This is a genomic window from Bradyrhizobium sp. MOS003, assembly GCF_003020125.1.
In the GTDB taxonomy this organism is placed as follows: domain Bacteria; phylum Pseudomonadota; class Alphaproteobacteria; order Rhizobiales; family Xanthobacteraceae; genus Bradyrhizobium.
This window is the reverse complement of the sequence record NZ_PYFW01000004.1, coordinates 69,949-94,080: the sequence shown is the minus strand read 5'-3', so window position 1 is coordinate 94,080 and position 24,132 is coordinate 69,949. Positions and strand designations below refer to the sequence as shown.

Below are 24,132 nucleotides of genomic sequence, written 5' to 3'. Positions count from 1 at the left end.
GCGCCACGCGGGACGTCCAACTTCTACGTGATTGCATTTCGATCAATACGGTTTGGCACGATCGCGCCAATTATCACATATGCGATTGATTATGCCCCATCGCTCTCTTGCTGGCGGGAACGCGATCAAACATAGTTTCGCCCAACCACAAAAAGACTTGGGAGAAAACAATGATTTCGACGAGCCGTCGTCAGTTTGCGGGCGTGATTGCTGCGACATTTGCTTTGGCGGGCCTTGCAGCGCCAGCCGCAGCCGCTGAGAAATGGGATCTCTATATCTACAATCCAGTCGCGACGGTGGCAGCGGCCAAAGGCATGAGCGCCGTCGCCGAGCAGATCGAAAAGGACACCGGCGGAGAGCTGTCGGTCCGGATGCATCTCGGGGGCTCGCTCCCGATCAACACCACCACCATCACCCAAGCCGTCAGCGACGACGTCGTCCAGATGGGCGACGACGGCTATTTCCTCGGCAACGTGCCGATCGGCGGTGTCCTGCGGCTGCCGATGCTGATCCGCTCTCTCGATGAATACAAGAAGGCGGCGGACATCATGGCGCCGTACCTGGAAAAGGCCTTCGAAAAGAAGGGCGTCCTGGTGCTGGGGCAATACCTTTATCCCTACCAAGTCGCATTCTCGAGCAAGAAGCTGACTTCGCTGGCCGACATCAAGGGCCAGAAGATTCGGGTGACGTCGCCCGAGCAAGGTGAGTTCATCAAGCGGCTCGGCGGCGTGCCGGTCACGCTCGGCGCCCCCGAAGTTCCTTCCGCGCTCGACCGCAGCATTGTCGATGGTGTCCTCACCGCCAACACCGGCGGCGGAAATACCTGGAAGGACCTGCTCAAGTTCAATTACCGGCTCGGCATCAACTATTTCAACTCCGTCGTCATCGTGAACAAGGAGCGCTTCAACAAGCTGTCACCGGAGATCCAGGCCAAGGTCCGCAAAGCCGTCGCCGACAACATGCCCCTTATCACCAAGGCGATGGCGGATGAGGAAGACAATCTCAGCAAGAAATTTGCCGAAGGCGGCATGACGGTGACAGAGCAGCAGCCCGGCGATCTCGACGTCGGCACCAAGGCGATTTCGGCCTATTGGGACGAATGGGCGAAATCGAAGGGGCCGGATGCTGCGGCCGCGCTCAAGCAGGTTCGTGCAGCGCTTGGCCGGTAATCGATCATGGCTGGGAACATGGAGATCAAGGAGGTGGCGCCTGACGGCGCCGTCCATTTCATCGACAACGTCTCATCGGGCCCCGGCCCGATGGAGAACGCCTCGGAGGCCATCTGCGCGCTCTTCCTGATGGCCATGATCGTCCTGATCGGTGCCGAGGCGATCGCACGCAATCTGTTTGCGACATCGCTCCAGATTACCGACGAGATCGGCGGCTATCTGTTGGTGGCAATGACCTTTCTGAGCATGTCGGTCGCCGAGGCGCACGGCGCGTTTCACCGGGTCGAGCTGGTTCAGGCTCGCCTCGGACACTCTGCCCGGCTGGTGTCGCAGATCGTGTTCGACCTGATGTCGCTGGTCGCCTCCGCATTGATTACATGGCAGCTGACGCGACTGGTCATGAACTCGTGGCGCTCGGAGGACGTGGCGCCCACGCCGCTGCAGACGCCGCTGTGGATGCCGCAGACCACCATGGCCATCGGCATGTTCCTGCTCTGCCTCGCCCTCCTCCGAACCATCCTCACCAAGACACGCCGTCTTCGCGGGAGTGCGCAGTGATGACTCCGGGCGTCGAACTGATCTTTGTCCTGGCGATCTTCGTCGGGCTGCTCTGCGTGGGAATGACGATCCCGTTCTCGATCACGGTCCCGTCTGTCCTGTATCTGCTGCTGCATGCAGGTCTGCCCGGACTGAAGGGCATCGGCCTCGTCAGTTGGGGCAGCATGAACAGCTTCACGCTGAGCGCGATCCCGCTGTTCATCCTGATGGCCGAGATCCTGCAGGAGAGCCGACTGAGCTTGCGGGTGTATCACGGCCTGTCCAAGCTGGTGTCCTGGATTCCCGGCGGCCTACTGCAGACCAACATCGCGGGATGCGCCATCTTCGCGGCCATCAGCGGCTCGAGTGTGGTCACCGCCGCCTCGATCGGGCGGGTCGCGCTGCCTGAATTGCAGAAACGCAAATACAGTCCGCGCCTGTCCGCGGGCTCGCTGGCGGCGGGCGGCACGCTCGGCATCCTGATCCCGCCCAGCATCGCGATGATCGTCTACGGCACCTTCACGGAAACTTCCGTCGCCAAACTGTTCATGGCGGGCGTGATGCCGGGCCTGCTGCTGACCGCGATGTTCATGGCCTACATCGCCGTGCATGCGTGGTTCAGACCCGGAATCGCTCCGCGGGAAGTCGGCGCCCGATCAACGCGTGAACTGCTCTCGGCCCTGCTCGACGTCGTCCCCTTCATGGTTCTGATCGGCGGCACCATCGGCAGCATCTATTCGGGTCTGGTCACGCCGACCGAGGCAGCAGCCGTCGGCTGCGTGCTGGCGATGATCATTGCGGTGTTCTGGGGCGAATTCAGTGTCGCAATTCTCTGGCGCGCGTTGCAGACCACCGTGCGTGTGTGCGGCAACATCCTGTTCATCGTCTATGCCGCCTTCCTGTTCTCCTATGCCATCAGTTATGCTGGCGTAGGCGAGCAGATCACCCAGTTTCTGGTCAATCTGAAGCTCTCCAAGCTGGAGTTTTTCTTCGCACTGTTCGTTCTCTACACGGTGCTAGGCTGCCTGGTCGAAAGCCTCGGCATGATCGTGGTCACGGTGCCGCTGCTCTATCCGGTTCTGGTCCAGTATGGCATCGATCCGATCTGGTTCGGCGTCATCCTGGTGCTGTTCATCGAGATGGGCCAGATCTCGCCTCCGATCGGCATCAACCTGTTCGTGATCCAGAGCATATGGACGGGCAAGCTGAGCGACGTTGTCGCGGGCACGGTCCCGTTCCACCTGATCATGTTCGTGCTGCTCGGCCTGCTGGTAATCTTCCCCGAAATCGCGATGTGGCTGCCTTCGCAAGTCACTGCCGTGCCCTAAGCGAGATACCCCGATGTATGCTCCACCCGAAGAAATCAAGACCGAGGTCTTTGCCCGCCTGCCGGACAAGTTTCGACGCAAGGACCCCGACAATGCCTGGTCGCTGGTCAACCGCCGTGGGCTGGTGGCGGATTCGTTCATCGAAGGTCCGTCGTTCGACCGCGACGGCAATCTCTACATCGTCGACATTCCCTATGGACGGATCTTCCGCATCTCGCCGGCGGCAGAGTTCACGCTGGTCACCGAATATGACGGCGAGCCGAACGGGTTGAAGATCGCGCGCGACGGGCGGATCATCATCACGGATTATCGCCACGGCCTCATGACGCTCGACCCGGCCAGCGGCACGGTCAGCTCCCTGTTGGAGCGGCGCTGGTCCGAGCGCTTCAAGGGCGTCAACGACCTGATCTTCGCTGGCAATGGCGACATCTATTTCACCGACCAGGGTCAGACCGGGATGCATGACCCGACGGGCCGCGTCTATCGGTTGCGCGTGGACGGAACACTTGACCAGATCGTCAACAACGTCCCCAGTCCGAACGGCCTCGTGCTCAACGGCGGCGAACACATCCTTTACGTGGCCGCCACCCGGGGGAACGCAATCTGGCGGATACCGCTGATGCCTGACGGCACCGCATCGAAGGTCGGAATCTTCATCCAGCTGTCTGGAAGCCTCGGCGGCCCCGACGGCCTTGCGATGGACGAGCAGGACAACCTTGCGATCGCTCACGCGGGCCTCGGCACTGTCTGGATCTTCAGCCGCCTCGGCGAGCCGCTATATCGGGTTCGATCCTGCCAAGGCCTCGCCACCACCAACGTGGCCTATGGCGGCGCCGACAACAAGACTCTCTACATCACGGAATCTGAGACCGGCTGCGTGCTGGTCGCGCGACTTCCCGTTGCTGGACGGGTCATGGCATCGCATCGATAGTGCCGGACTGGCTTTGCAAGATCAGAGACGCCGCAGCCCCAATTTGTTTGCTACGAAGAATGAAAGGACTGCCTTCATGTTGAGGAAGGTTCGAACGGTCATATCGATGGTCGTCCTGACGGCCTCGGGAGCAGCGATGGCCGCTTGGCCCGAGGACAAGCCGATCGAGGTCGTCGTTGGCTTCGCCGCGGGCGGCGGGACCGACGTCATGGCTCGCAAGCTGCTTCCCTTCGTCGAGAAGCGGCTCGGCGGAAACGCGCGGTTTGTCGTCCTCAACAAGCCCGGCGCCGGCGGCGAAATCGCGTTCACCGCGATCGCACGCGCTGCTTCCGACGCCTATGCGATGGGTGTGGTCAACGTGCCCGGCTACAACTTTCTGCCGATGACGCGCAAGACCCAGTACACCATGGATGAAATCCGTCTGGTCGCGCGCGTGGTCGACGATCCCGGCGTGATCGTCGTTCGCAACGATAGCCCATTCACGACGCTCGCCAGCGCTGTCGACGCGCTGCGCAAGAAGCCCGGTTCGGTCACGTTCGGACATAACGGAGCCGGCACCAATGGCCATCTGGCCATCCGCATGCTCGCGAAGGCTGCCGGCGTCGAGCCAAACGAGATCTCCTATCGCGGAACGGCAGCGCAGAGGACCGACGTTCTCGGCGGCCATCTCGATATCGGAATGGTCAGCCTGAGCGAGGTGCCCGAACTGCACGGCACCAACAAGGGAGAGCTCCGGGCACTCGCGATCCTGTCGAAGGCTGGCTCCCCGTCCTTGCCCGGCGTACCCACCGCCGAGGAAGCCGGCGTTCCCGTCATCATGACCGCGGAGCGCGGCTTTGCGCTGCCGAAGGATGCCCCCGACGACGTCGCGAAGAAGCTGGAAACGGCGATCGCCGAGAGTCTCACCGATCCCGACTACGTCAGGAGTTCTCCGGGTGATGCGCCGGTGCTCGCCTTCATGCCCGGAGCCGAGTGGCAGAAGCGCCTCGACGAGATGACGAAAAACTTGCAGCCTCTCGCCAGCGAGTTGGCGGAGCCGAAATAGCTTAGTCGATCGGAGGGCGCTAGGTATATCGGTCCGTCACGGATCGGAAGGCAACATGCCCGGCGCGCGGGAGCAATCCTCGATACCCCCGAGTTGGGCGTATGCTCAAACACCGTCAGAAATCGGGAGCGCGCAGGTCCCAGTCGTTCAAAGTCCGCGCGTGCCACCAGTTGAGTGCACTGCCACGGTAATTTTTCTGCACAGACGGCCACTTCCTTCTCGATAGTTTTTACTGTGGGGTTCGAATGTTCTTCACTGTCATTGCCGGCATCGGCTGCACCTGTCTTGGAATGGTGGTCGGAGGGATTGTAGCATTCTACATCGCGAAGGTACGCGAGTTCACGCTGCGAGGCCTGACCAGCGTTTGCGCCATTGTCGGCGGTGCCGGGGTCCTGAAGATTTTCGAATTGCTGGGCGTTCCTGCAGAGCCAGGCGTCTACTGGTTTTATCCGATCGGCCTGCTCATCGGCGCCGGTGGACTTGCATCACTGCACTACAACGAGCCGGGACAAGGATCAGGACTACGGTGACCGTGCACTACACCGCGTTGCGTTCACCACTCTTGGGCTGCGGTCATTCAGATGAGAGCACAGCCTTTACGGTTACTGAGCATTCAACTCGGTACGTGCGTGTCTGATCTTTTGAGCAAGACATATCGTGCCCCAACGAAACAGGGAAAAGCCGCAGCGCGGTTCCAGCCCCACTGCGGCCCATCCCGGGCAACTTGAAATTGATTGATGCTTAAATCTCGCCGGTGTTCTCACAGTAGAACACCCCGTTCCAAATAAGGACTCCGTATAACTACCGGAGTCCGCTGTTCCACGAGTTGTCATTAACGGCGGAACATGGCACGGCTCGCTGTTCCAGCCCCAATGCTCCCGGCCGCCGGTTCAATTGAGGATCAGAGCGCCGGGAGTGCTAGTGCTGGGCATCCGCAGCCATTCCAAATACCTTCCCAAAAACCGCTGACAACCCGCCGGAAACGTGTAGGATTCACCAAAACCGGAGGGAACTGCATGTTTGAAATCAACGGTTTCGACACGGCGGGCGTCGTCAGTCTCAAGCGGCTGTCACTCGAAGCCGCCCTCAAGAAAGCCAGAGAGCTTGTCCGGGACGGCTGCAGGGACGTTCAGGTCGTCGATCCCGCCGGCCGGGTCTACACGTCGTTCGAAGAACAGGCCGCCTAGCCGCCTCGCCATTCGAGCCATCATCAGCGCGGCTATCCGCCTCGGCCGACGTTTGACGAGGCGTTGTTCAGCCAGCGCGCCGTTGCCTCGTCGCTCCAGCCGGGGACGGCAAAGCGCGCCGGCGGGGCTTCATTCGCGTGGGGCCGATCCACCGCGGGATGGCGCGCGCGGGCGTGATGCACATTTGCAGCGCTTGCGGAGCTGCACAGCACCAGCAACAGACCCATGGCGAACACAGACCGCATCGCAGCAACTCCAATCGAGCAATCGCCCGCTGTCATCTGATGCGCCGGTCGGCTCGTCACAACCGAGCGCGGCTTCACAAGCCGGAGAGAAGCGCCGCGCAGCTGCGCTGGTGCAGGCAGCCCTCAACTGCCGCGCGCGATGCCATTGCCAGTCAACTCGTTTGGGAGCAGGCTCGCGCGAGGCGCTCGAGACGCCGCACAGGGAGCGAACCATGAAGGAACCGGGCCTGGATGGCCGCCACCGCGACAAGGATGCCGCGATCAGCAAGAAGCACGGCAACACGCTGGTCGGCACGTTGCGCAAGATTTACGGGAAGGGCTTTGCGGCCGGCTATCCCGATACGACGCAACTGAGCGAGGTTCTGGTTCAGCTGAACGAGACGTCGCTGAGCCAGTTGCGCCGCGATCATGACACCGGGCATCTGCAGCACAAGATCGACCACGCCGCGAAGTGACGGGCTGTCAGGCCTCCCGGGCAACCGGGGTCGGCCTCTCTCGATCAGGAAACTCTCGTCAGCTTTCGGGAGCCCCCGTCGCAGCCGGCACCGTCAGCGGCGCGCCTCCGACCGAAACGGGACCCAAGGGCTTTACTTCCCGAATTTCCCGAACGTCCCGAACGTCCCGAACCTCCCTTGCCATCCGCTTGCGCATCGCGGCGGGCAGTCCGTAGCGCGCATGCGCGCGCCGGACGGACGAGGTGACGTCCGACGTCACCGTGTTTTGCAGGTTGTCGATCTTCGCCATCAGCGCGGACAATTGCGAGGAGATCTTCCTCACGTCGACCCGCTCCTCCGTGATGCTCTGCCGCAGCGACAGCAGCACCATTGAATCCTGCTGCAGCAAGACCGAGTTCTGATCCGATACCTGATTGTTCTGTTGTAGCAACACGGTGTGTTGCTGCTGGGCCGCTTGAATGTCCTTCAAGGCCGCGACCACGGGATCCGGCTTCGGCACGGACGCCTCCAGGCGCGGCAGCAGTTCAGCCAGACTGGCGACGGTCAGCGACCGAAAATCGGTCGGCGAGGTGTAGATGGCCGCTGCGCCGTTGATGGCGAGGGCACACACCGCCAGGGCCAGGACCGATTTCCGGCTGGACCGCTTGAGCAGGGCCGGAGCTTCGGAGATTTCAGGTTCGTCCGCTGATGCGGCAGCCGCAAGGGCTGCGGCGTCGAGCTCTTCGGCGAAGCTTTGCGTTTCGAAAGTCGCGGTCATCTGCATTGACCCCAGTGAGCGAGCAACAGGAAGCCGCCCCTGAACCGCCCTCGCGACGACCCCTTGTACGCAGCACCCTTACACAACTGTCTAAAATTGTGAGCATTTCGGATTAATTCCACGTTAGCGGCCTGGCCCGCCGACCCCGGCCGAATACGGAGATCATGCGAGCAGCGAAGGCGCCACGCAGACAAATGCTGTTTTGCCCGACGGAGCAAGCGCGCCTCTCAACCCCGATTCAAAAAGCCTTGCGCCAGCAGCACTTAGCTACTGTGCATGGGGTTGTTTTCGCGTTTTTTGCTGTCCCTACCCCTCGTCCAGCAGCTCGAACAATTCCTCCACCCGATCGAACGGCGCGTCCTGCATCTTGGCGTGATGGACCACGCGGTCGCCATCGCGCTGCAACGATTTGCCCCGCGACTTCCGCAGGCGCCCGGGCAGGAAGGTTGCGGCTGCCGCCTCGGGCCCGACATCGAGGCGGACGATGCCTCTGCGTTTGCATTCGAGCCTGATCCGGGCTGCGGCGAAGAAATCGAGCGCGCCCCTCGGCAGCGGGCCGAAGCGGCGTGCGGTTTCTTCCTCGAGATCTTCGAGATCATCCTCATCCTTGCATCTTGCGGCGCGCGCATAGAGTTCGAGGCGCACCGGCTCGGACTGCACGTAGGTCTCGGGCAGCATGTCAGCGACCGGCAGGTTCAGGTCAGGCACCCACACGGCCTGCCCCTCGTCGAGCTTCTCCGAGGCCATCTTCAGGAGGTGGCTGTAGAGCACGGGCCCGAACACCTGGACATGCCCGGATTGCTCCTCGGAGAACAGGTCGCCCGCGCCTCGCAGATCGAGGTCGCGCTCGCTGATGGCAAAGCCGGCGCCGGGCTTGCTGAACTCCTCGAGCACGGCCAACCGCTTCTCGGATTGTCCGGACGCCGTCTCGGTCAACAGATGGGCGAAGGCGCGGATGCCGCCACGGCCGACGCGCCCGCGCAATTGATGCAGCTGGGCGAGGCCGAACTTCTCCGGCCAGCACACCACGATGGTGTTGGCGCGGGGAATGTCGAGGCCGCTCTCGACGATGTTGGTTGCGAGCAGCACGTCGGCCCTGCCCTCGACGAAGCTCATCATGCGATCGTCGATCTCGTCGGCCGCCAGTCGGCCGTGCAGGCAGACGATGCGCAGGTCCGGCGCCACCGCCTGCACCCGCGCCAGCATCGGATCGAGATCCTGGATGCGCGGGCAGATCAGGAAACTCTGGCCGTGGCGGCGCTGCTCGCGCAGCAGAGCCGTCGCGATCGCCGCATCCGACAGTGGCGCGATCCGGGTCGCGACCGGCAGCCGGTGCACCGGCGGCGAGGCGATCACGCTGAGGTCGCGGAAGCCGGCCAGGCCCGCGGCAAGCGTGCGCGGGATGGGCGTCGCGCTCATCATCAGCACATGGACGTTCTTGGCGAGGCCGGACAGCTTGGCCTTCTCGGCGGCGCCAAAATGCTGCTCCTCGTCAATGATGACGAGGCCGAGATCGTCGAACCTCACGTCCTTGCCGGTGAGCGCCTGCGTGCCGATCACGACCTTGATCCGGCCGCTGCGCAGTCCCTCCCTGGTCTCGCGCAGCGCCGCACCCGAGGTCGCCCGCGACAAATTGCCGACCTCGATGCCGAACGGCGCAAAGCGCTTCTGGAACGTCGCCACATGCTGCCGCGCCAGCACCGTCGTCGGCACCGCGATCGCCACCTGCTTGCCCGACAGCACGACGGCCGCTGCCGCCCGCAGCGCCACCTCGGTCTTGCCGAAGCCGACGTCGCCGCAGATCACCCGGTCCATCGGGTGACCGGACGCAAGATCGTCCAGCACGTCGTCGATCGCCTTGGCCTGGTCGATCGTCGTGAAGTAGGGGAAACGCGCGACGAACTTCTCATAGGTCGATCCCGGCGGAACCAGCTTGTCGCCGCGCCGCTTGCGGCGCTGGCTGATGTGCTTGGCGAGCGCCTTGCCTGCCACCTGGATTTCGCGCTCCGCCTCGCCGCGGCGCGCCCACCATGTGCTGCCGTCTGCCTTGTCGAGCGAGAGCTTGCCGAGCTCGGCCGCGTAAGGCCACATCAGCGCCAGATCGGGCGGCGGCACCAGCACCGCGTTGTCGCCGGCGAACTTCAGGCGGATCATCTCCCGCATTGCGCCGCCGCCGGTGTTCACGGTCTGCAGGCCGTCGAGCACGCCGAGGCCGCGCTGGAGATGGATGACCACGGTGCCCTGCTCGGGCACATCGGCATGGTCGAAGGCCGCGCTCCAGGCCCGCGCCATCGGCTGCGGATGATGCGCGCGGCTGCCGAGCACGTCGGAGGCGGTCACGACGACGAGGGGCTTTTTCCCCGGCACGACGAAGCCGGCATCGAGATCGGCCAGCAGCGCGGCCTCGCCGGCCCGCCCGCGCACAGCCTCGTCCCAATCTTCGCATCGCTGCGCCTTGAGGCCGCTCATCCGCTCCATCACGCGCAGATCGTCCTCATGCGCTGCGACGAGGATCAGCCGCGATCCGGCCCGCCGCGTGTCTTCGACGAAAGCCCGCAACGCCTTCCTCGTGGAGGTCAGCTTCGAAAATTCGGGGATGGTCTGGAAGGACGAAGCGCGCGGCAACACCTTCATGCCCCGGCAGAGCTGCTTCCAGTCGCGCCGTCCGAGATATTCGCGCTCACGCTCCGCGCGCGGCGCGGCCTCCTCGATCGTATCGAACCAGCCGTCGACATGTGCCGGCACGCCCGCATCGGCGATCCATTTGGCGCGTCCGCAATAGTCGAACAGGCTGGCGCGCTTGCCGCCTTTGCCGGCAAGGCCGAGCCGCTCCGACATGGGATCGACGACCAGCTCCCTGGTCTCGAAGATGATCCTGTGCTCGTTCGGATCGAATGCCACGATCCGCTTGATCGCGCGATCCGAATGCTCGATCCGGAACGGCCCGAGCGCGCCGGCTGGAAATATCTCGAAGGTCTGGCCGTGGAACAGCGCCCCGCCCGGATAGTCCGGCTCGTCATCGAGATCGTATCCGAGCGCTTCGAGGCGCGTCTCCAGATCCTGCTCCGAGAAGGCGCCACCGACCTTCAGGCTCAAGCTCAGGCGCGACAGGCTCGCCGGTGGCGGCAGTCGCTCCATCACGGCTTCCGCCGTTGCGACGAGAAAGAGCGGCTTCTTGGATTTCGCGATGCGCCTCAGGACGGAGGCTCTCCGTCCCGCAAGCTCGTGCGATGGCTCGAGCTGATCGAACGGCAAGGTGTTCAGGCGCGGAAACACCAGCACCTCGCAGGAGGGGTCGAGCGCGTGAATGACGCTGCCGAGCCGCTCGGCCCTGTTCTCGTTCTCGGCGAGAAAAACGATGCCGCTCGGTCCGGACTGTTTCCATTGGACGAGCAGGTGCAGCGCCAGCAGGCCGAGCGGCGACGAAGAGGAGATCGCGGCGCGCTGGGCCTCTCTGCTCTTCCCTGGCAGCGCCTTGCGGGGCGACGTCCTGGTCGGCGACGCCTTCTTCGGCGGCGTCTTCTTTGCTGACGTCTTCTTCGGCGGCGTCTTGGCCGCTCGCGCCTTCTTGGTAAGCCTCACTTGAATCCGTTTCTGCTCGTAAACCGTCGTCAACTGAACGCCAGCCGCCCTCATTCTCGATTCGGCGACTTCTCGCCATGCATATGGGATTTGCCCGGTGAACGCACGCCTGGTGGCAACGTTCGGCGCGGCGCCGCGATCCCGACAATTTTTCTGTTGATCGAGCTCTGGCCGGAACTAGCTCGGCGCGAGATCTGCGTCTGTCGATGCGACGCTTGGCGCGATTGTAAACATTCTGTGCACGGAGAGAAACGAAAAACCCCAGCGCTTGGAGCCACGCTGGGGCGTTTCGATCAAAATGAACTGGTCAAGCAATGACGCCTTCATAGCAGCGATTTCAGCTCGCGCTTGTGAACTGGTTCACACGTTGCAGCAAACAAACGACCTCGGCGCAGGGCCCTGAGGTCACCGACCTTTGTGGGGGAAAGGTTTTCTCACGGCGGGGCTTTCGGGGCAGTCGTTCCAAGGTTCGCCGGTCCATTCACGCCGGAACAGGGTACCGCATTCTTCGATTTGAGCGCACACGCGCCACGCGCTAGGGTGCCTGCTTTGACGGAGGCTCATTTGAAACCAATCATTTTCATCGCTGCCATTGCACTGCTTGCAACGGCGCCCGCCCGCTCACAGCCGCTGGTCGATCCCAACAAGGTTGCGCCGGAATATCGCGAGGCGGCCGAGAAGCGCCGGGCCGAGCAGTTGCGCCAGCGCGAATGCGCACTGAAGGCGGATCTCGAGAAGGTGCTGCCCAGGGATCGCACCGCCTTTCTCAACCAGTGCCTGGCCACGCTGGCAGCCAAGCAGTAGCGGCTGACCGGCAGTTCCATCCGGCCTCTTCCGCCGGCTGTGACTGGCCGATGGCGCTTGTCCGCGCGAAGACATTCAAGCTTTCTTCAGACATTTGGGATCATCTGACGATCCATTTTCCAAAGACATTGTTGTCCGCGCATGAGTTCGGTCCAGATTCAGTGCACGCGGTGCAAGGGCGTGTTCCGCGATCGCGCCGGGCGGTTGCAGGACGGCTATTCCAGGCAATGTCCGAGCTGCGAAGTCGTGCTGTTCTTCGCCGAAGATTCCCAACATCCCTTCGTCAAGCGCGCGATGCGCGATGCGCGCAACGTCCGCAAGCAGATGCGGGAAGCCGAGGCCGCGAAGCGTGCTGCGCCCGAACCGCAGGGGATGCAGTCGCGGAGGTTCGCCGGACGGACGCGGTCGGTCGGACGCGAGGACTAGCTCACCTTCGCCTCTGCTTCCTCGGGAACAGGCGATCGCGAATATAGCGCGAGGTCGGGGTCAGGCGGAGGCCGCGCGGCTTCTGCCAGGCGGCGCGGTCGATCTCCTTCTTGTCGCCGATCGCCAGCCTGCCTTTGGCCGTCTTGGCAATGAAGATCGCATCGCTCATCTTGCGGCCGGAGCGCTTGTTCCTCGCCGTCACTTCCTTCCAGAGGCTGATCCTGCCGAGCTTCAGCTTGGGCAGTTCCTCCCTGATCTCCCGCCGCAGGCAGTCCTTGTCGGACTCGCGCGCGCGCTTGCGGCCGCCAGGGAACATCCACAGGCCGTCCGACCGCCGTCTGACCAACAATACCTTGCCGCGCCGGGCGGCAACCAGTTTGGAAGACTTTGCCATTGCTGCCGTCATTGAAACCAGAATCGTCCCAATCGTAACTTGTCTAGTCGAACAGACAAGTTCCCGGCGCGTTTTGATCACAGATGCGAGCCGTCGAGTGGTGGCCCGACCCGGCGGAGAGATCGTGCCGCTCGCAACGCGATCAGGCCTCGCTCGCCCCCACCCCGTCCTCCGTCCTGATCCAGGCCATCATCATCTCCCAAGCCACCGACAAGATGATCGGTCCGATGAACAGGCCGACGATGCCGTGGGCCAACGTGCCGCCGATCACGCCGACGAAGATCACGATGGTCGGCGTGGTCAGGCCGCGCCCCATCACGAGCGGCTTCAACATGGTGTCGAGGAAGCCGACGAGGACGAGAAACACGGTGAGGAGCAGCGCCGTGGTGACGTCCTTGGCGGTCCAGATCCAGATGATGACAGGCAGCAGCACGAGGAAAGCGCCGATCTGCACGATCGAGAGCAGCAGCACGATGAAGGCGAGAAGGCCGGCGCTCGGCACCGCCGCGAGCTTGAAACCAATGCCGGCCAGCAGCGCCTGCACGATCGCGACGCCGATCACGCCCTGCGCCACGGCGCGGATGGTCGCACCCGCGAGCGACAGGAAATGCTCGGTCTGCTCGGGCACGATGCGAAACAGGAAACCGCGGCTGGCCGCGACCAGCCGCGGCCCATGTGGAAACAGGAAGCCGGCCACGAACACCGAGACCAGGAACTGGAGCGTGCCGACGCCGGCATCGCCCGCGAGCGAAAGCAGTGGCCCCGCCAGCGGCTGCAGATACGGCGCCACCTCGCGTACGACCGCGCGGACGTTGGTGTAGGCCTGGTCCCAGAGCTCGTAGAGCAAGGGGCCGACCAGCGGCCACGATTTGAGCTGCTCGGGCGCGGCCTGGAGCGCCAGATCGCCGGTCCCGAGTTGATGCGCCAGCTCGCGCACGCCGTCCACCGCGCTGATGCCGAGCCATGTCGCCGGGCCGATGACGATGCCGAGCGTGATCAGGGTCAGGATCACCGCTGCGGTCTTGGGCCGACCGCCCAGGATTTTGGCGACCCAGCCGAAGGCCGGATAGAACGCGACCGCGAGCACGCCGCTCCAGGCCAGGATCGGCACGAACGGGCGGATGATCAGGAAGGTCCAGATGATCAGCAGGGCGAGCAGGCCGAGCCGGATCACGAGCTGGATGACGTCCTCTCCCGTCAGCAGCTGACGGAGACTTTTCACGGGCACGGCCTTCCCTGCAACATGAACGCAACCCCCGGTGCTTGCGAGGCCTGGCCGTTATTGCCAGCAACGCACCCGGCGTCAAGACGAGCGGAACCGCCCTTTACCCAGGATTAGGAACACGTAGGACCATTCCGCATTCGAAAGACGATGACACGCCCGCCCGGAAAGTCCGATGCAATCGCGGGAATACACCGCGGCATCCACTATTCCCTGAGGCCGAATGCCGCGCCGGGCTATTGGCACTTTGCCTATGCGATCGGCGGCAGGGTCCGCTCCGGACGGGTGCAAGGCAGGCTGCGGCTGCTCGCGGTCAGGCGGGTGCAAATGCGCATCGACCGGGACATGCGACGCGGCAGCTGATCCGGCTGCGAAGCCGCGCTGATCTCGCATGACCCGCGATAGCGGCGGCCGGGCTTGGCTAACGCCCGTTAACCGGATTTCCCCGCGCCGATTTACGCCACTGCAAACGCCGGTGACTACCGTGGGTCGAGGTCAACAAAAACCATTCCGTGCAAATGGCCAACAGCATCTGGACGATCGAAGAATTCACCTGTGCAGGTTGCGGCATGAACTACACCGCGACCAGGGAAGAGCACAGCGAGGCCCACACAGGCAGCTTCAAATGCAGCATCTGCAGCGGCATGGTGCACGCCTGGTCCGGCAAGCATCATTTCTTCGGCTGGCAGGCCGTCAAGACGAGGCCGCCCGTGTTCGGCAGGCGCTGGGCCGACGTCGAATGGTAGGCTGAGGCACGACGCCTCCGCCGCGTCATTGCAGCCTGCGTGAACTGTGGCTTCTGCTCCTCTGCGGCATCAGTTAGACTCTCCGCCCCGCAACTGAAGCCGATGGCCAATGTCCGCTCCCTTCGTTCCCCAGATCTCCCTCTACCGCAACTGGCTCGCCGAGCAGCGCGGCCTCACTTTTGCTGATTACGAGGACATGCGGCGATGGTCGGTGCGCGATCCCGACGGCTTCTGGCGCAGCATCTGGGACTATTACGATCTGCAATCACCGACGCCGTTCGCGGCCGTGCTCGCTGAGCGCAGGATGCCGGGCGCGGTCTGGTTTCCTGGCGCGCAGGTCAACTATGCCCGGCAGGTGTTCCGGCATGTCGCGGCGGCTGATGCCGCCGGCCTGCCCGCCATCGTCAGCGCCGGTGAAGACGGCAGGCTGACGGAGACGAGTTGGCCGGAATTGCGGCGCAAGGCGGCCGCACTCGCGCTGCACCTGAAGGACCAGGGCATCAAGCCCGGCGACCGCGTCGCCGCCTATTTGCCCAATATCCCCGAGACCATCATCGCGTTTCTCGCAACCGCCAGCCTCGGTGCGGTCTGGAGTGTCTGCGCGCCCGACATGGCCGCGCCCGCCGTGATCGACCGCTTCAAGCAGATCGAGCCCAAAGTGCTGATCGCCTGCGACGCTGTCACCTATGCCGGCCGGCGGCACGACCGGCGCGATGTCTTTGCCGAGCTGCGGCGTGCGCTGCCCAGTGTCGAGCATGTGATCCTGCACAGCGAGACCGTTGCGCCTGCCGCACCGGAGGCTCTGCTTTCCGACATCCTCGCAAGGACGAGCACTGCGATCGATGCGTTCGAGCCGATGTGGCTGCCGTTCGATCATCCGCTCTGGATCGTCTATTCCAGCGGCACCACCGGCCTGCCGAAACCGATCGTGCACGGCCATGGCGGCATCGTCATCGTGGTGCTGGCGCTGCTCGGCCTGCACAACGACATCGGCTGCTCCTATCACCCGAATTCGTTCGGCGAGCGCTATCACTGGTACTCGTCGACCGGCTGGATCATGTGGAACTCACAGGTCGGCGGCCTGCTCAGCGGCACCACCTGCTGCATCTTCGACGGCAGCCCCGGCGGCGCAAAGGACAAACCGGACTGGACCACGTTGTGGCGCTTCGTCGCGCAGTCGAAGGCGACCTTCTTCGGCGCGGGTGCGGCGTTCTTCGCCAACTGCGCCAAGGCCGAGGTCGATCTTGCCGCCGCCGGCGATCTGTCGCGACTGCGCTGCCTCGGCTCGACTGGCTCGCCGCTCAGCGCCGACACGCAAGCCTGGTTCAACGACCGCTTTGCAGCGCTGTCGAAGACCAATGGCAGCAAGGCGCAAGCCGACATCTGGTGGGCGAATATCTCCGGCGGCACCGATTTCGCGGGCGCCTTCATCGGCGGCAATCGCGAACTGCCGCAAACGCCCGGCGCGATGCAGTGCCGCCTGCTGGGCGCGTCCGTCGAAGCCTTCAGCGAACAGGGCCGCGCCGTCACGGACGAGGTCGGCGAGCTCGTCTGCACCGAGCCGATGCCGTCGATGCCGCTGTATTTCTGGAACGACAAGGACGGCGCACGCTATCGCGCCAGCTATTTCGAGACCTATCCGGACAATTTCGACGGCAGCGGCCGCGGACCGGTGTGGCGGCACGGCGACTGGCTCAAGGTCAACCTTGATGGTTCCTGCATCATCTATGGCCGCAGCGATGCCACCATCAACCGCCATGGCCTGCGCATGGGCACCAGCGAGCTCTATTCCGCGATCGAGGCGCTGCCTGAGGTGCTCGACAGCCTGGTCGTCGACCTCGAATATCTCGGCCGCGACAGCTACATGCCCTTGTTCGTGGTGCTGCGCGACGGCGTCGCACTCGACGCCGCGATGCAGGCCAGGATCAACAAGGCGATCGAGACCGGCCTCTCCCGCCGATTCCTGCCGAACGAGATATTTGCCGTCGCCGAGATCCCGCGCACGCTCTCCGGCAAGAAGCAGGAATTGCCGATCAAGAAGCTTCTGCTCGGCCATCCCGTCGAGAAGGTCATCAACAAGGAAGCGATGGCCAACCCCGCCTGCCTCGACTGGTATCTCGCCTTCGCGCGCGACTATCTGGCGCGGACCGCGGCGTGACGGCAGATCACCCCAATTGCGTCAATGCCGTTTGGACTCCGTTCACCGATCGCCGCTAGATCAGGACGGATCCTCCGCGCCGAACAGCAGACATGGCCGACCTCAACGCCGTCCTTACCAGGCTCAACGACCGCCTGCTCCGCCTCGAGGGCGAGCTGTTCGTGCTGCGTTCGCTGGCGCGCGCCACTCTGACGGCGGGCGACGACCACGCGGCGCGCATGCGCAAGCTGGTCGAAGCCGCAAAGATCGCGCTCGACGACGAGGCCAAGCGCCCCCTGGACAAGCCGACACGCAAATATGTCGATGCAGCCACCGCGCTGGTGGAGGAATTGCTGGTCGAGCCGACTTCGTCGCGGCCGCTGTTTACGGTGATCGACGGCGGCCGGCGCGACTGAGCGCGCCCGCCCTCAGCACGGCGATCAATTATCGCCCGTACAGTCCAGGCGGTTGGCGGCCGTTGCGGTAGCATTGACCGTCCGCGTAATTGTACGCGAAGCCGTCCGGGCAGAGCCCGCCGCGTCGTCCATAGCCTCCATAGCCTCCATTGCCCCCATAGTTTCCATAGTATTCGTGCGGCCCGGGATTCCGCGTGTAGACGCCCGGCGCATGATAGCCGTTGGGATAGCAGCGGCCGTTCGAGTGGTTGAAATCATAGCCGTCCGGGCATCGTCCGCCCGGAGCAGCCCTGAACTGAACTTGCTCCACCATGGGTGCCGGCGATGCCGCGGGCACGGTTGCAATTGCCAACAGGCCGGCCAACGCAAGCTCGATCATGACATCTCCTCCAGATCACGGGGACAAGCCTAGCAGGATTCGTGTCCCACGAAACAACCCGGGGATTGAGACATGGCCGGCCTGAACCATGCATGAACCGGTCCCGGACTGCGACGATGCGTCGTCACCAGTCCTCGCGAGAGTTCGCCTCGCTCCCGCCGCTAGAGGTTTTGGAATTTTCGGCCTTGAGCCGGCTGAGACCGGCCTCGATGATCGCGATCTCCTCGTCGATCTGGCCGATCGGCAGGCTGAAATCATAGCCGCCGGACCTGCTCTTCAGATCGACCGCGAGCCGTTGCCTGTGCATCATCAGCTCGTCGAGCCCGCGCCGGTTCTTCAGCCGCACATAGCTGTCGACGATCTGCTCAATGGCGCTCGGCATGAAATCTGTCCCGGCGAAATGGCCCGCGCGGCGCACAAAGGCCGGCGAGGCAATTTCGGTGTCGCGGTACGCAATACAAATCCGCGACGGTTTAGTCGATACGCCAAGCTGGTTGAGATCGTGTTACCGCCGGATGGAGTCGTGATGCGCGGCATTGAAAAGGCCGCTGACGAATGCGCCAGCGGCCCAAGCCGGGTTAAAAACGGATGCGGGTTGAAATGTCGCCAGCCCCGGTAGGCGCACTCTTATCAGCCGGTCCGGCTCACCTCTGTTAAAAAAGAAACACAGGAACCGACTTATCGGCCCCTTGCCGCCCCACCGTGGCCGCGCGGCAACGCCAAAGCATGGTTCCGGATAAGGGCGCAGCGGCTTTCAAAGCTCGTGATCACAACACCTGACGCGGGGTGACGATCCATCTTGATCCCTCTCGCTTCAGTCCGTGACGCAGAAATAGGTGCGCGGATGTCAGTACGGCCGGTAAGCGTAGCCACGAGAGAGCGCCGGCGGCTCCTCGCCGTAATAGGCACCGTGATAGAAATTGGTGACCGGCTCTCCGACGCAACGAAAGGCGTCCCAGCTCGGCCCCACGAACGGCGCGACCCCGGTCTCGGACGGCACAGCGGGGTATGGCCCGCCGACTTGGGCCGGAGAGCCCACAATCAGCGTCGCGAAAACGACAAGCCGGCGCCTCGCATGCATTCGCTCCCGAGCCGTCCAATACACGTATGCAGCACCGGAACGGCCGCCTGCGCAATCGCGGAATTCATCGCGTCCGCGCCGGCACATTGTTGATAACCGGGGCAAACCCCGCGCGGGGGGTGACAGGGCGTCCGGACGTGTTATCGGGGGATGACGCAGTTGCGAGACCGGATCGGACACCCATGCGCATTACCCTCGTCGGCTCCCGCCATTTCGGCGTGACCACCCTGAACATGCTCCGGGAGCACGGCGTCTCGATCGTCCGAGTCGTCGTCGCCGACGCCGAGGATCGCCTTGCCTCGACCGCCAAGGCGGCCGGCATCGAGGTGGTGGTCCAGGCCAATCCGAAGCTGGTGGTGGCCTCCGAAATTGCTCCCGATACCGATCTGATCATCACGGCGCACAGCCACGCCCGGATCGGCAAGGACGCGCTTGCGGCCGCCAAGCTGGGCGGGATCGGCTATCACCCCTCGCTGCTGCCACGCCACCGCGGCAAGGCCGCCGTGGAATGGACGATCAAGGAAGGCGATCCGATCGCCGGCGGCACGATCTATCATCTCGCCGACCGCATGGACGCCGGCGCCATCGCCGCACAGGACTGGTGCTTCGTCAGGAAAGGCGAAACCGCCCGCGAGCTCTGGGAGCGCGCGCTCGCTCCGCTCGGCCTCAAATTGCTAGCCGACGTGGTCGATTATGCCAAGGTCCACAAGGCGCTTCCGTCCAAGGCTCAGGACGAGCAGTTCGCGACGTCCGCACCGAGTCTGTCCTGACGTTTACCCTTAATGTGTGGCGGCCTTGATTCCACTTCGAAAATTGGACCCCGGAACGCAAATAAACCATTGTTTGCAAAGGAACAAATTTCGATTTGCGTTGCAACAAATTTCCGTCACATTTCGTCCGAATAAGCGTCAGCATATCAGACAAATTCAAGGACGGAATTCATGCGTTTTGGTCGCATCGCGGCGTTCTGTGCCGCTTCAGTTTTGACCGGCACCCTCGCCGCTCCCGCCCTCGCCCAGAGCCCCTACGACGGCAACTGGCAGGTCGTCATCGTCACCAAGAGTGGCACCTGCGAGCCGACTGCAAGCTCCATGCTGACGGTTGCCGACGGCAGGATCACCGCGCCCGGCGCTAACGTTTCCGGCACCATCGGTAGCGCGGGACTTGTGAAAGTTTCGATCAATGGTGCATATGCTAACGGTCAACTCAACGGCAACGCCGGATCGGGGAAGTGGAATGGAGCATCTGCAGGCATACCGTGCAGCGGGCGGTGGGAAGCATCGCGCCAATAAACTAATCGAGGCTCGCGCCCGGAACCGGCGGCTGCTGATCACGGCCGCCGTTTTGTTTGCGGCAGGGATCGTCAACTCCGAAAGCAAGGCCCAGTCCGGCCCGTTTGCCCCGATGGCAGGCAACTGGAGCGGCGGCGGTGTCGTGACGCTGGATGACGGCTCGACCGAGCGGATCCGCTGCCGGGCCAAATATGCCCCGATCGGCCCGACCCTGGAGATGTCGCTGACCTGTGCCAGCGATGCCTACAAGTTCAACCTCGGGGCCAACGTCAAGGCCGAGGGCAGCGCCATCACCGGCAGTTGGTCCGAGGCCAGCCGCAATATCTCCGGCTCGCTCCAGGGCCGTGGCGGCGGCGGGAGCTTCGACGTGGTCGCCTCGGCAGCCGGCTTCAACGCCAACATCGCGCTGAAGACGAGCGGCAACAAGCAGACTGTCACAATGCGCGCAGACAGCCAGTTCCGCGGCGCCAACATATCGCTGTCGCGCTAAGCCGACACAGGCAATTTACAATCGATCCGGCGCCCGCGCCGGATCGATTTTTTTATGCGACCGGCACGAACGCCGTGACCTCGATCTCGACCTTGGCCCGCTCGTCTACGAGACCGCCAATATAGAGCAGCGTCGACGGCGGGAAATTGCGTCCGAGCGTTTCCTTCCAGGCGGCGCCGATGCCGGCACCGGCCGCCTCATATTCGCTGCGGCTGGTCAGGTACCAGGTCAGGCGGACGATGTGCTCGGGACCGGCGCCGGCCTCGCCGAGGAGCTTGATGATCCGCTTCAGCGCGGTTCCGACCTGCGCCGCCATGTCGGGGGCGTAATTGCCGGCCTCGTCGCCGCCGGTCTGGCCGGCCAGAACCACCCAGCGGCCAGGACCTTCCGCCACAACGCCGTGAGAGAAGCCGCGCGGTTTTTTCCATTCGGCCGGCTGCAGGATCTGCATGAGCGAAGTTCTCCCGTTTTTTGTCGTTGTTCGTTGATGCCTTAGCACGTCGCCCTGCATCGCTGCATCCGCAGATTTGCCGTTGCAAACGGCGGCGATGTCGCCGATACCGGCCGTCCTTTCACATTCCCGTCCCTTCTCATTCCCCTGCACCCGCCTCGATGAGCGCGACCCCGTCCAAAACGATGGCTGCCTTGTGGATGGCCGGCTGGCTGTCGCTGATGCTCGTCATGGCCGTTGCCGGGCGCGAGACCACGCGTGAGCTCAACGTCTTCCAGATCATGGAAGTGCGTTCGGTGATCGGTTTCACGCTGCTCCTGCCATTCATCTACCGCGCGGACGGCTTCAAGGCGGTCGCGACCAGACGCCTGCCGCAACATCTTGCTCGCAACGGGGTGCATTATTTCGCGCAACTCGGCTGGTTCTACGCACTGACGCTGATCGGAATCGGCCAAGTGGTGGCGATCGAGTTCACCATGCCGATCTGGACCGCCGTGCTGGCTGCGACGTTCCTCTCCGAGCGCATGACGGTCTGGAAGATCGCCGCGGTCGTGCTCGGCATCGTCGGCGTCGTCATGATCGTGCGACCTGCCACCAGCGAGATCAATCCGGGCCAACTGATCGCGCTTGGCGCCGCGATCGGCTTCAGCATTTCCATGATTCTGGCAAAGTCCTTGACCCGGACCGAAAGCGCGCTGTCGATCCTGTTCTGGATGATCGTTGTGCAGATGGTCGTGGGCCTGCTGCCGACGCTCTTCGTCTGGACCTGGCCGTCGGCTTATCTCTGGGGCTGGCTGGTTGTCATCGGTGTCTGCGGCACTTTCTCGCACTATTGCCTTGCCAGCGCGCTGCGATACGCCGACGCAACGATCGTGGTTCCCATGGACTTCCTCCGGGTGCCGCTGACCGCGACCGCGGGCTGGCTGCTCTACTCCGAGCGGCTCGACGCCTGGACCGTACTCGGTGCGGCGCTGATCCTGTGCGGCAATCTCCTGAATTTGAAGCCGGCGCCCGCGGTTCCCGCCCGCGCTCCGTGAACCTGGCACGGCCTCGCGCGACAAATCAAAGTGGCCGTGTGATTTGGATCACGTTGGGAGGTACTCCCATCGTGCACATTCGGCCACACAGCAGCGGGTTGTACGCACCGGACCGCCGTTTTGGTGGCACGAGGTCGGGCACTTCGTGTAAGTTCGTTGCCAATTTGTTGCTGCCTGCAATTCGATTCTGGGGATTTCAGATGCGCTATCTCACCCTCCTCGCTTCGCTGATGTGCATGGCGCTGTCGGTCAGTGCCGCGAAGGCCGACCGCCGCGTCGCTTTCGTCGTCGGCAACGGCTCCTACAAGAACGTCGCGCAATTGCCGAACCCGCCGATCGACGCCAAGGCGATGGCATCGACGCTGCGCAATGTCGGCTTCGAGGTGATCGAAGGATCCAACCTCACTCGCGACCAGATGACCGAGAAGTTGCTGGACTTCGGCCGCAAGGCGCAGGGCTCCGACGTCGCCGTGTTCTACTACGCCGGCCACGGCATCGCCGTCAGCGGCAGCAACTATCTCCTGCCCGTCGATGCCGACATCAAGTCGGAGATGGACGTCAAGCTCGGCGCAGCCATCAACATCGACCTGACGCTCGAACAGACCATGGGCGACGCCAAGGTCAAGCTCGTCTTCCTCGACGCCTGCCGCGACAATCCGTTCGCCGCCAAGATCAAGTCGAACTCCGCGACCCGCAGCGTCAACGTGCAGAGCGGCCTTGCCGAGATGAAGTCCGGCGAAGGCACGCTGATCGCCTTCGCCACCGGGCCGGGCCAGACCGCGCTCGACGGCCAGGAGGGCAACAACAGCCCCTTCACCCGCGCGCTGATCGACAACATCACCAAGCCCGGCGTCGAGATCCAGCAGGCAATGACGTCGGTACGCGCCCAGGTCAACGAGGAGACCCGCAAAGGCCAACTGCCCTGGGGTCATACCAACCTGACCGGCGCGGTCTATCTCAACCAGGCTCCGACGACGCAGGTCGCCAACGCAGCTCCGACCGCTTCTGGCATCGTGCCGGCAGCGACCGGCGGCTCGGACGGCGTCGAGCTCGAATACTGGCGCTCGGTGAAGGAGTCCAACAAGGCGGAAGAGCTCAACGCCTATCTCGCCGCCTATCCGAACGGTCAGTTCAAGGCGCTGGCGCTGGCGCGCCTCGCCGCGATCAAGAGCGGCCCTTCGACCGCAACCCGCACGCTCAACGCCGGCATCGATCCCGCAACCTTCACCGATGAGGCTACCCAAATCACCGAGGACCAGATCGGCCTCGACAAGAACAAGCGCCGCGACGTGCAACGTCGACTTACGGCGCTCGGCTTCGACACCAAGCAGACCGGCGCGTTCGACGACGAGACGCGATCCGTGCTCAAGCGCTGGCAGACGGCGCGCGGCTATCCCTCATCAGGCTACCTCAACAAGAACCAGCACAAGGCCCTGCTCTCGGAGGTCGTGGCTGCCCCGGCGACGGCGAGCGACACGAGCCAGAAGCCGGCTCGGCGCGCCGCCAGCGCCCCTCAGAGCGCGCCCGCACCGGCTCCGCAACACCGCAGCAACCCCGGCGACGCCGCCGGTGCGGCCTTCGTCGGCGGTGTCGTCGGCGGCATGATGGGCGGCATGTTCCGCCGCTGATACGAAAACGAGATCGATAGCATAAAGCCCGGCTCGCGCCGGGCTTTTTCCGTTAGTATGACGGTGTTGCTGCGTATGCCGTCATTGCGACGTTAGAGACGGGCTTATCCGAACATCTCAGCATCCAGCCAGACCCGCATTGATCGGGACTTACTTCCCCGCGGCCTTGCGCAGCGCCTCGTTGATGCGGTCCTGCCAACCGGGGCCGCCCTCCTGAAAGAACTCCAGCACGTCCTGATCGATGCGCAGCGTCACCTGCTCCCGGACCCCCGGCGCCACGTTCGGCTTCGGCGGCGCGACCGCGACCTTGGCCGTCACCTTCTTGAACGCCGCCTCGGCCTCCGTCCTGGCATCGCCAAGCGTGCGCGGCCGCCTCGGTGGTTGATCCGCCAT

The 24,132-nt window shown here is 63.8% G+C and carries 28 protein-coding genes; 19 read left to right on the top strand and 9 right to left on the bottom strand.

Features of this window, described 5'->3' with window-relative positions; all coding sequences use genetic code 11:
* The first annotated feature begins 170 nt into the window (after nucleotides 1-170).
* From dctP to C7G42_RS35335, 7 genes are all read left to right on the top strand, one after another.
* The gene (dctP, locus tag C7G42_RS19310) at nucleotides 171-1,169 is read left to right on the top strand and encodes a TRAP transporter substrate-binding protein DctP (protein WP_245427814.1); all 999 of its coding nucleotides are present in this window, start codon (nucleotides 171-173) and stop codon (nucleotides 1,167-1,169) included.
* 6 nt (nucleotides 1,170-1,175) lie between these two features.
* Nucleotides 1,176-1,727 carry a TRAP transporter small permease gene (locus tag C7G42_RS19305; RefSeq protein WP_106950563.1) on the top strand — a complete coding sequence of 184 codons (552 nt, stop codon included), beginning with the start codon at nucleotides 1,176-1,178 and terminating at the stop codon, nucleotides 1,725-1,727.
* Nucleotides 1,727-3,034: a TRAP transporter large permease gene (locus C7G42_RS19300; protein WP_106950562.1), complete on the top strand. Its 1,308-nt coding sequence runs from the start codon at nucleotides 1,727-1,729 to the stop codon at nucleotides 3,032-3,034. Before C7G42_RS19305 ends, C7G42_RS19300 begins: the two co-directional genes overlap by 1 nt.
* A gap of 13 nt (nucleotides 3,035-3,047) precedes the next feature.
* Nucleotides 3,048-3,965 carry an SMP-30/gluconolactonase/LRE family protein gene (locus tag C7G42_RS19295; RefSeq protein WP_106950561.1) on the top strand — a complete coding sequence of 306 codons (918 nt, stop codon included), beginning with the start codon at nucleotides 3,048-3,050 and terminating at the stop codon, nucleotides 3,963-3,965.
* Nucleotides 3,966-4,101: 136 nt separating this feature from the next.
* The gene (locus tag C7G42_RS19290) at nucleotides 4,102-5,010 is read left to right on the top strand and encodes a tripartite tricarboxylate transporter substrate binding protein (RefSeq protein WP_158537602.1); all 909 of its coding nucleotides are present in this window, start codon (nucleotides 4,102-4,104) and stop codon (nucleotides 5,008-5,010) included.
* Nucleotides 5,011-5,255: 245 nt separating this feature from the next.
* Nucleotides 5,256-5,540: a hypothetical protein gene (locus C7G42_RS19285; RefSeq protein ID WP_106950559.1), complete on the top strand. Its 285-nt coding sequence runs from the start codon at nucleotides 5,256-5,258 to the stop codon at nucleotides 5,538-5,540.
* A 486-nt stretch (nucleotides 5,541-6,026) separates the two neighbouring features.
* Nucleotides 6,027-6,197: a hypothetical protein gene (locus C7G42_RS35335; RefSeq protein ID WP_199581004.1), complete on the top strand. Its 171-nt coding sequence runs from the start codon at nucleotides 6,027-6,029 to the stop codon at nucleotides 6,195-6,197.
* Nucleotides 6,198-6,229: 32 nt separating this feature from the next.
* Here C7G42_RS35335 and C7G42_RS19280 read toward each other — a convergent pair whose 3' ends face one another.
* Nucleotides 6,230-6,442, bottom strand: a complete 213-nt coding sequence (locus C7G42_RS19280; protein WP_106950558.1) for a hypothetical protein — start codon at nucleotides 6,440-6,442, stop codon at nucleotides 6,230-6,232.
* A gap of 212 nt (nucleotides 6,443-6,654) precedes the next feature.
* Here C7G42_RS19280 and C7G42_RS19275 point away from each other — a divergent pair, with 212 nt between their 5' ends.
* Complete coding sequence (locus C7G42_RS19275; RefSeq protein ID WP_106951048.1) at nucleotides 6,655-6,897, top strand: hypothetical protein; 243 nt, start codon at nucleotides 6,655-6,657, stop codon at nucleotides 6,895-6,897.
* A gap of 58 nt (nucleotides 6,898-6,955) precedes the next feature.
* Here C7G42_RS19275 and C7G42_RS19270 read toward each other — a convergent pair whose 3' ends face one another.
* Nucleotides 6,956-7,660 (bottom strand): hypothetical protein, encoded by a 705-nt coding sequence (locus C7G42_RS19270; protein ID WP_106950557.1) that lies wholly within the window; start codon nucleotides 7,658-7,660, stop codon nucleotides 6,956-6,958.
* A gap of 300 nt (nucleotides 7,661-7,960) precedes the next feature.
* Nucleotides 7,961-11,065: a DEAD/DEAH box helicase gene (locus C7G42_RS19265; RefSeq protein ID WP_106951047.1), complete on the bottom strand. Its 3,105-nt coding sequence runs from the start codon at nucleotides 11,063-11,065 to the stop codon at nucleotides 7,961-7,963.
* A gap of 735 nt (nucleotides 11,066-11,800) precedes the next feature.
* Between C7G42_RS19265 and C7G42_RS19260 the strand changes: the two genes are divergently transcribed.
* Nucleotides 11,801-12,040 carry a hypothetical protein gene (locus C7G42_RS19260; RefSeq protein WP_106950556.1) on the top strand — a complete coding sequence of 80 codons (240 nt, stop codon included), beginning with the start codon at nucleotides 11,801-11,803 and terminating at the stop codon, nucleotides 12,038-12,040.
* 141 nt (nucleotides 12,041-12,181) lie between these two features.
* Nucleotides 12,182-12,466, top strand: a complete 285-nt coding sequence (locus C7G42_RS19255; RefSeq protein WP_106950555.1) for a hypothetical protein — start codon at nucleotides 12,182-12,184, stop codon at nucleotides 12,464-12,466.
* Between the two features lies 1 nt (nucleotide 12,467).
* On the opposite strand, the gene C7G42_RS19250 is transcribed toward C7G42_RS19255, so the two are convergent.
* Both C7G42_RS19250 and C7G42_RS19245 read right to left on the bottom strand, forming a co-directional pair.
* Nucleotides 12,468-12,860 carry an NUDIX hydrolase gene (locus C7G42_RS19250; RefSeq protein WP_162307543.1) on the bottom strand — a complete coding sequence of 131 codons (393 nt, stop codon included), beginning with the start codon at nucleotides 12,858-12,860 and terminating at the stop codon, nucleotides 12,468-12,470.
* A 142-nt stretch (nucleotides 12,861-13,002) separates the two neighbouring features.
* Entirely contained in the window at nucleotides 13,003-14,088 is a 1,086-nt protein-coding gene (locus C7G42_RS19245) for an AI-2E family transporter (protein WP_106950553.1), read from the bottom strand.
* A gap of 144 nt (nucleotides 14,089-14,232) precedes the next feature.
* Between C7G42_RS19245 and C7G42_RS19240 the strand changes: the two genes are divergently transcribed.
* From C7G42_RS19240 to C7G42_RS19225, 4 genes are all read left to right on the top strand, one after another.
* Entirely contained in the window at nucleotides 14,233-14,445 is a 213-nt protein-coding gene (locus C7G42_RS19240; RefSeq protein ID WP_106950552.1) for a hypothetical protein, read from the top strand.
* A 155-nt stretch (nucleotides 14,446-14,600) separates the two neighbouring features.
* Nucleotides 14,601-14,828: a hypothetical protein gene (locus C7G42_RS19235; RefSeq protein ID WP_094974025.1), complete on the top strand. Its 228-nt coding sequence runs from the start codon at nucleotides 14,601-14,603 to the stop codon at nucleotides 14,826-14,828.
* 109 nt (nucleotides 14,829-14,937) lie between these two features.
* On the top strand, nucleotides 14,938-16,986 hold the full coding sequence (locus C7G42_RS19230; RefSeq protein WP_106950551.1) for an acetoacetate--CoA ligase: 2,049 nt from the start codon (nucleotides 14,938-14,940) through the stop codon (nucleotides 16,984-16,986).
* A 92-nt stretch (nucleotides 16,987-17,078) separates the two neighbouring features.
* Nucleotides 17,079-17,381, top strand: a complete 303-nt coding sequence (locus C7G42_RS19225) for a hypothetical protein (protein ID WP_106950550.1) — start codon at nucleotides 17,079-17,081, stop codon at nucleotides 17,379-17,381.
* A 28-nt stretch (nucleotides 17,382-17,409) separates the two neighbouring features.
* On the opposite strand, the gene C7G42_RS19220 is transcribed toward C7G42_RS19225, so the two are convergent.
* Nucleotides 17,410-17,760, bottom strand: coding sequence for a hypothetical protein (locus C7G42_RS19220; protein ID WP_106950549.1), 351 nt, complete (start codon nucleotides 17,758-17,760; stop codon nucleotides 17,410-17,412).
* Between the two features lie 124 nt (nucleotides 17,761-17,884).
* Nucleotides 17,885-18,142: a hypothetical protein gene (locus C7G42_RS19215; RefSeq protein ID WP_106951046.1), complete on the bottom strand. Its 258-nt coding sequence runs from the start codon at nucleotides 18,140-18,142 to the stop codon at nucleotides 17,885-17,887.
* Between the two features lie 881 nt (nucleotides 18,143-19,023).
* Between C7G42_RS19215 and C7G42_RS19205 the strand changes: the two genes are divergently transcribed.
* The 3 genes from C7G42_RS19205 (at nucleotide 19,024) to C7G42_RS19195 (ending at nucleotide 20,623) form a co-directional block, all read left to right on the top strand.
* Nucleotides 19,024-19,611, top strand: coding sequence for a formyltransferase family protein (locus C7G42_RS19205; RefSeq protein ID WP_106950547.1), 588 nt, complete (start codon nucleotides 19,024-19,026; stop codon nucleotides 19,609-19,611).
* 171 nt (nucleotides 19,612-19,782) lie between these two features.
* Nucleotides 19,783-20,133, top strand: a complete 351-nt coding sequence (locus tag C7G42_RS19200; protein WP_106950546.1) for a hypothetical protein — start codon at nucleotides 19,783-19,785, stop codon at nucleotides 20,131-20,133.
* Nucleotides 20,078-20,623 (top strand): hypothetical protein, encoded by a 546-nt coding sequence (locus C7G42_RS19195; protein WP_199581003.1) that lies wholly within the window; start codon nucleotides 20,078-20,080, stop codon nucleotides 20,621-20,623. The genes C7G42_RS19200 and C7G42_RS19195 overlap by 56 nt, the downstream gene beginning before the upstream one ends.
* Before the next feature lie 52 nt (nucleotides 20,624-20,675).
* On the opposite strand, the gene C7G42_RS19190 is transcribed toward C7G42_RS19195, so the two are convergent.
* Nucleotides 20,676-21,074, bottom strand: a complete 399-nt coding sequence (locus C7G42_RS19190) for a RidA family protein (RefSeq protein ID WP_106950544.1) — start codon at nucleotides 21,072-21,074, stop codon at nucleotides 20,676-20,678.
* Nucleotides 21,075-21,235: 161 nt separating this feature from the next.
* On the opposite strand from C7G42_RS19190, the gene C7G42_RS19185 reads away from it, so the two are divergent.
* On the top strand, nucleotides 21,236-22,111 hold the full coding sequence (locus C7G42_RS19185; RefSeq protein WP_106950543.1) for a DMT family transporter: 876 nt from the start codon (nucleotides 21,236-21,238) through the stop codon (nucleotides 22,109-22,111).
* Between the two features lie 200 nt (nucleotides 22,112-22,311).
* Complete coding sequence (locus C7G42_RS19180; RefSeq protein ID WP_106950542.1) at nucleotides 22,312-23,739, top strand: caspase family protein; 1,428 nt, start codon at nucleotides 22,312-22,314, stop codon at nucleotides 23,737-23,739.
* Nucleotides 23,740-23,889: 150 nt separating this feature from the next.
* On the opposite strand, the gene C7G42_RS19175 is transcribed toward C7G42_RS19180, so the two are convergent.
* Complete coding sequence (locus C7G42_RS19175; RefSeq protein WP_106950541.1) at nucleotides 23,890-24,132, bottom strand: BrnA antitoxin family protein; 243 nt, start codon at nucleotides 24,130-24,132, stop codon at nucleotides 23,890-23,892.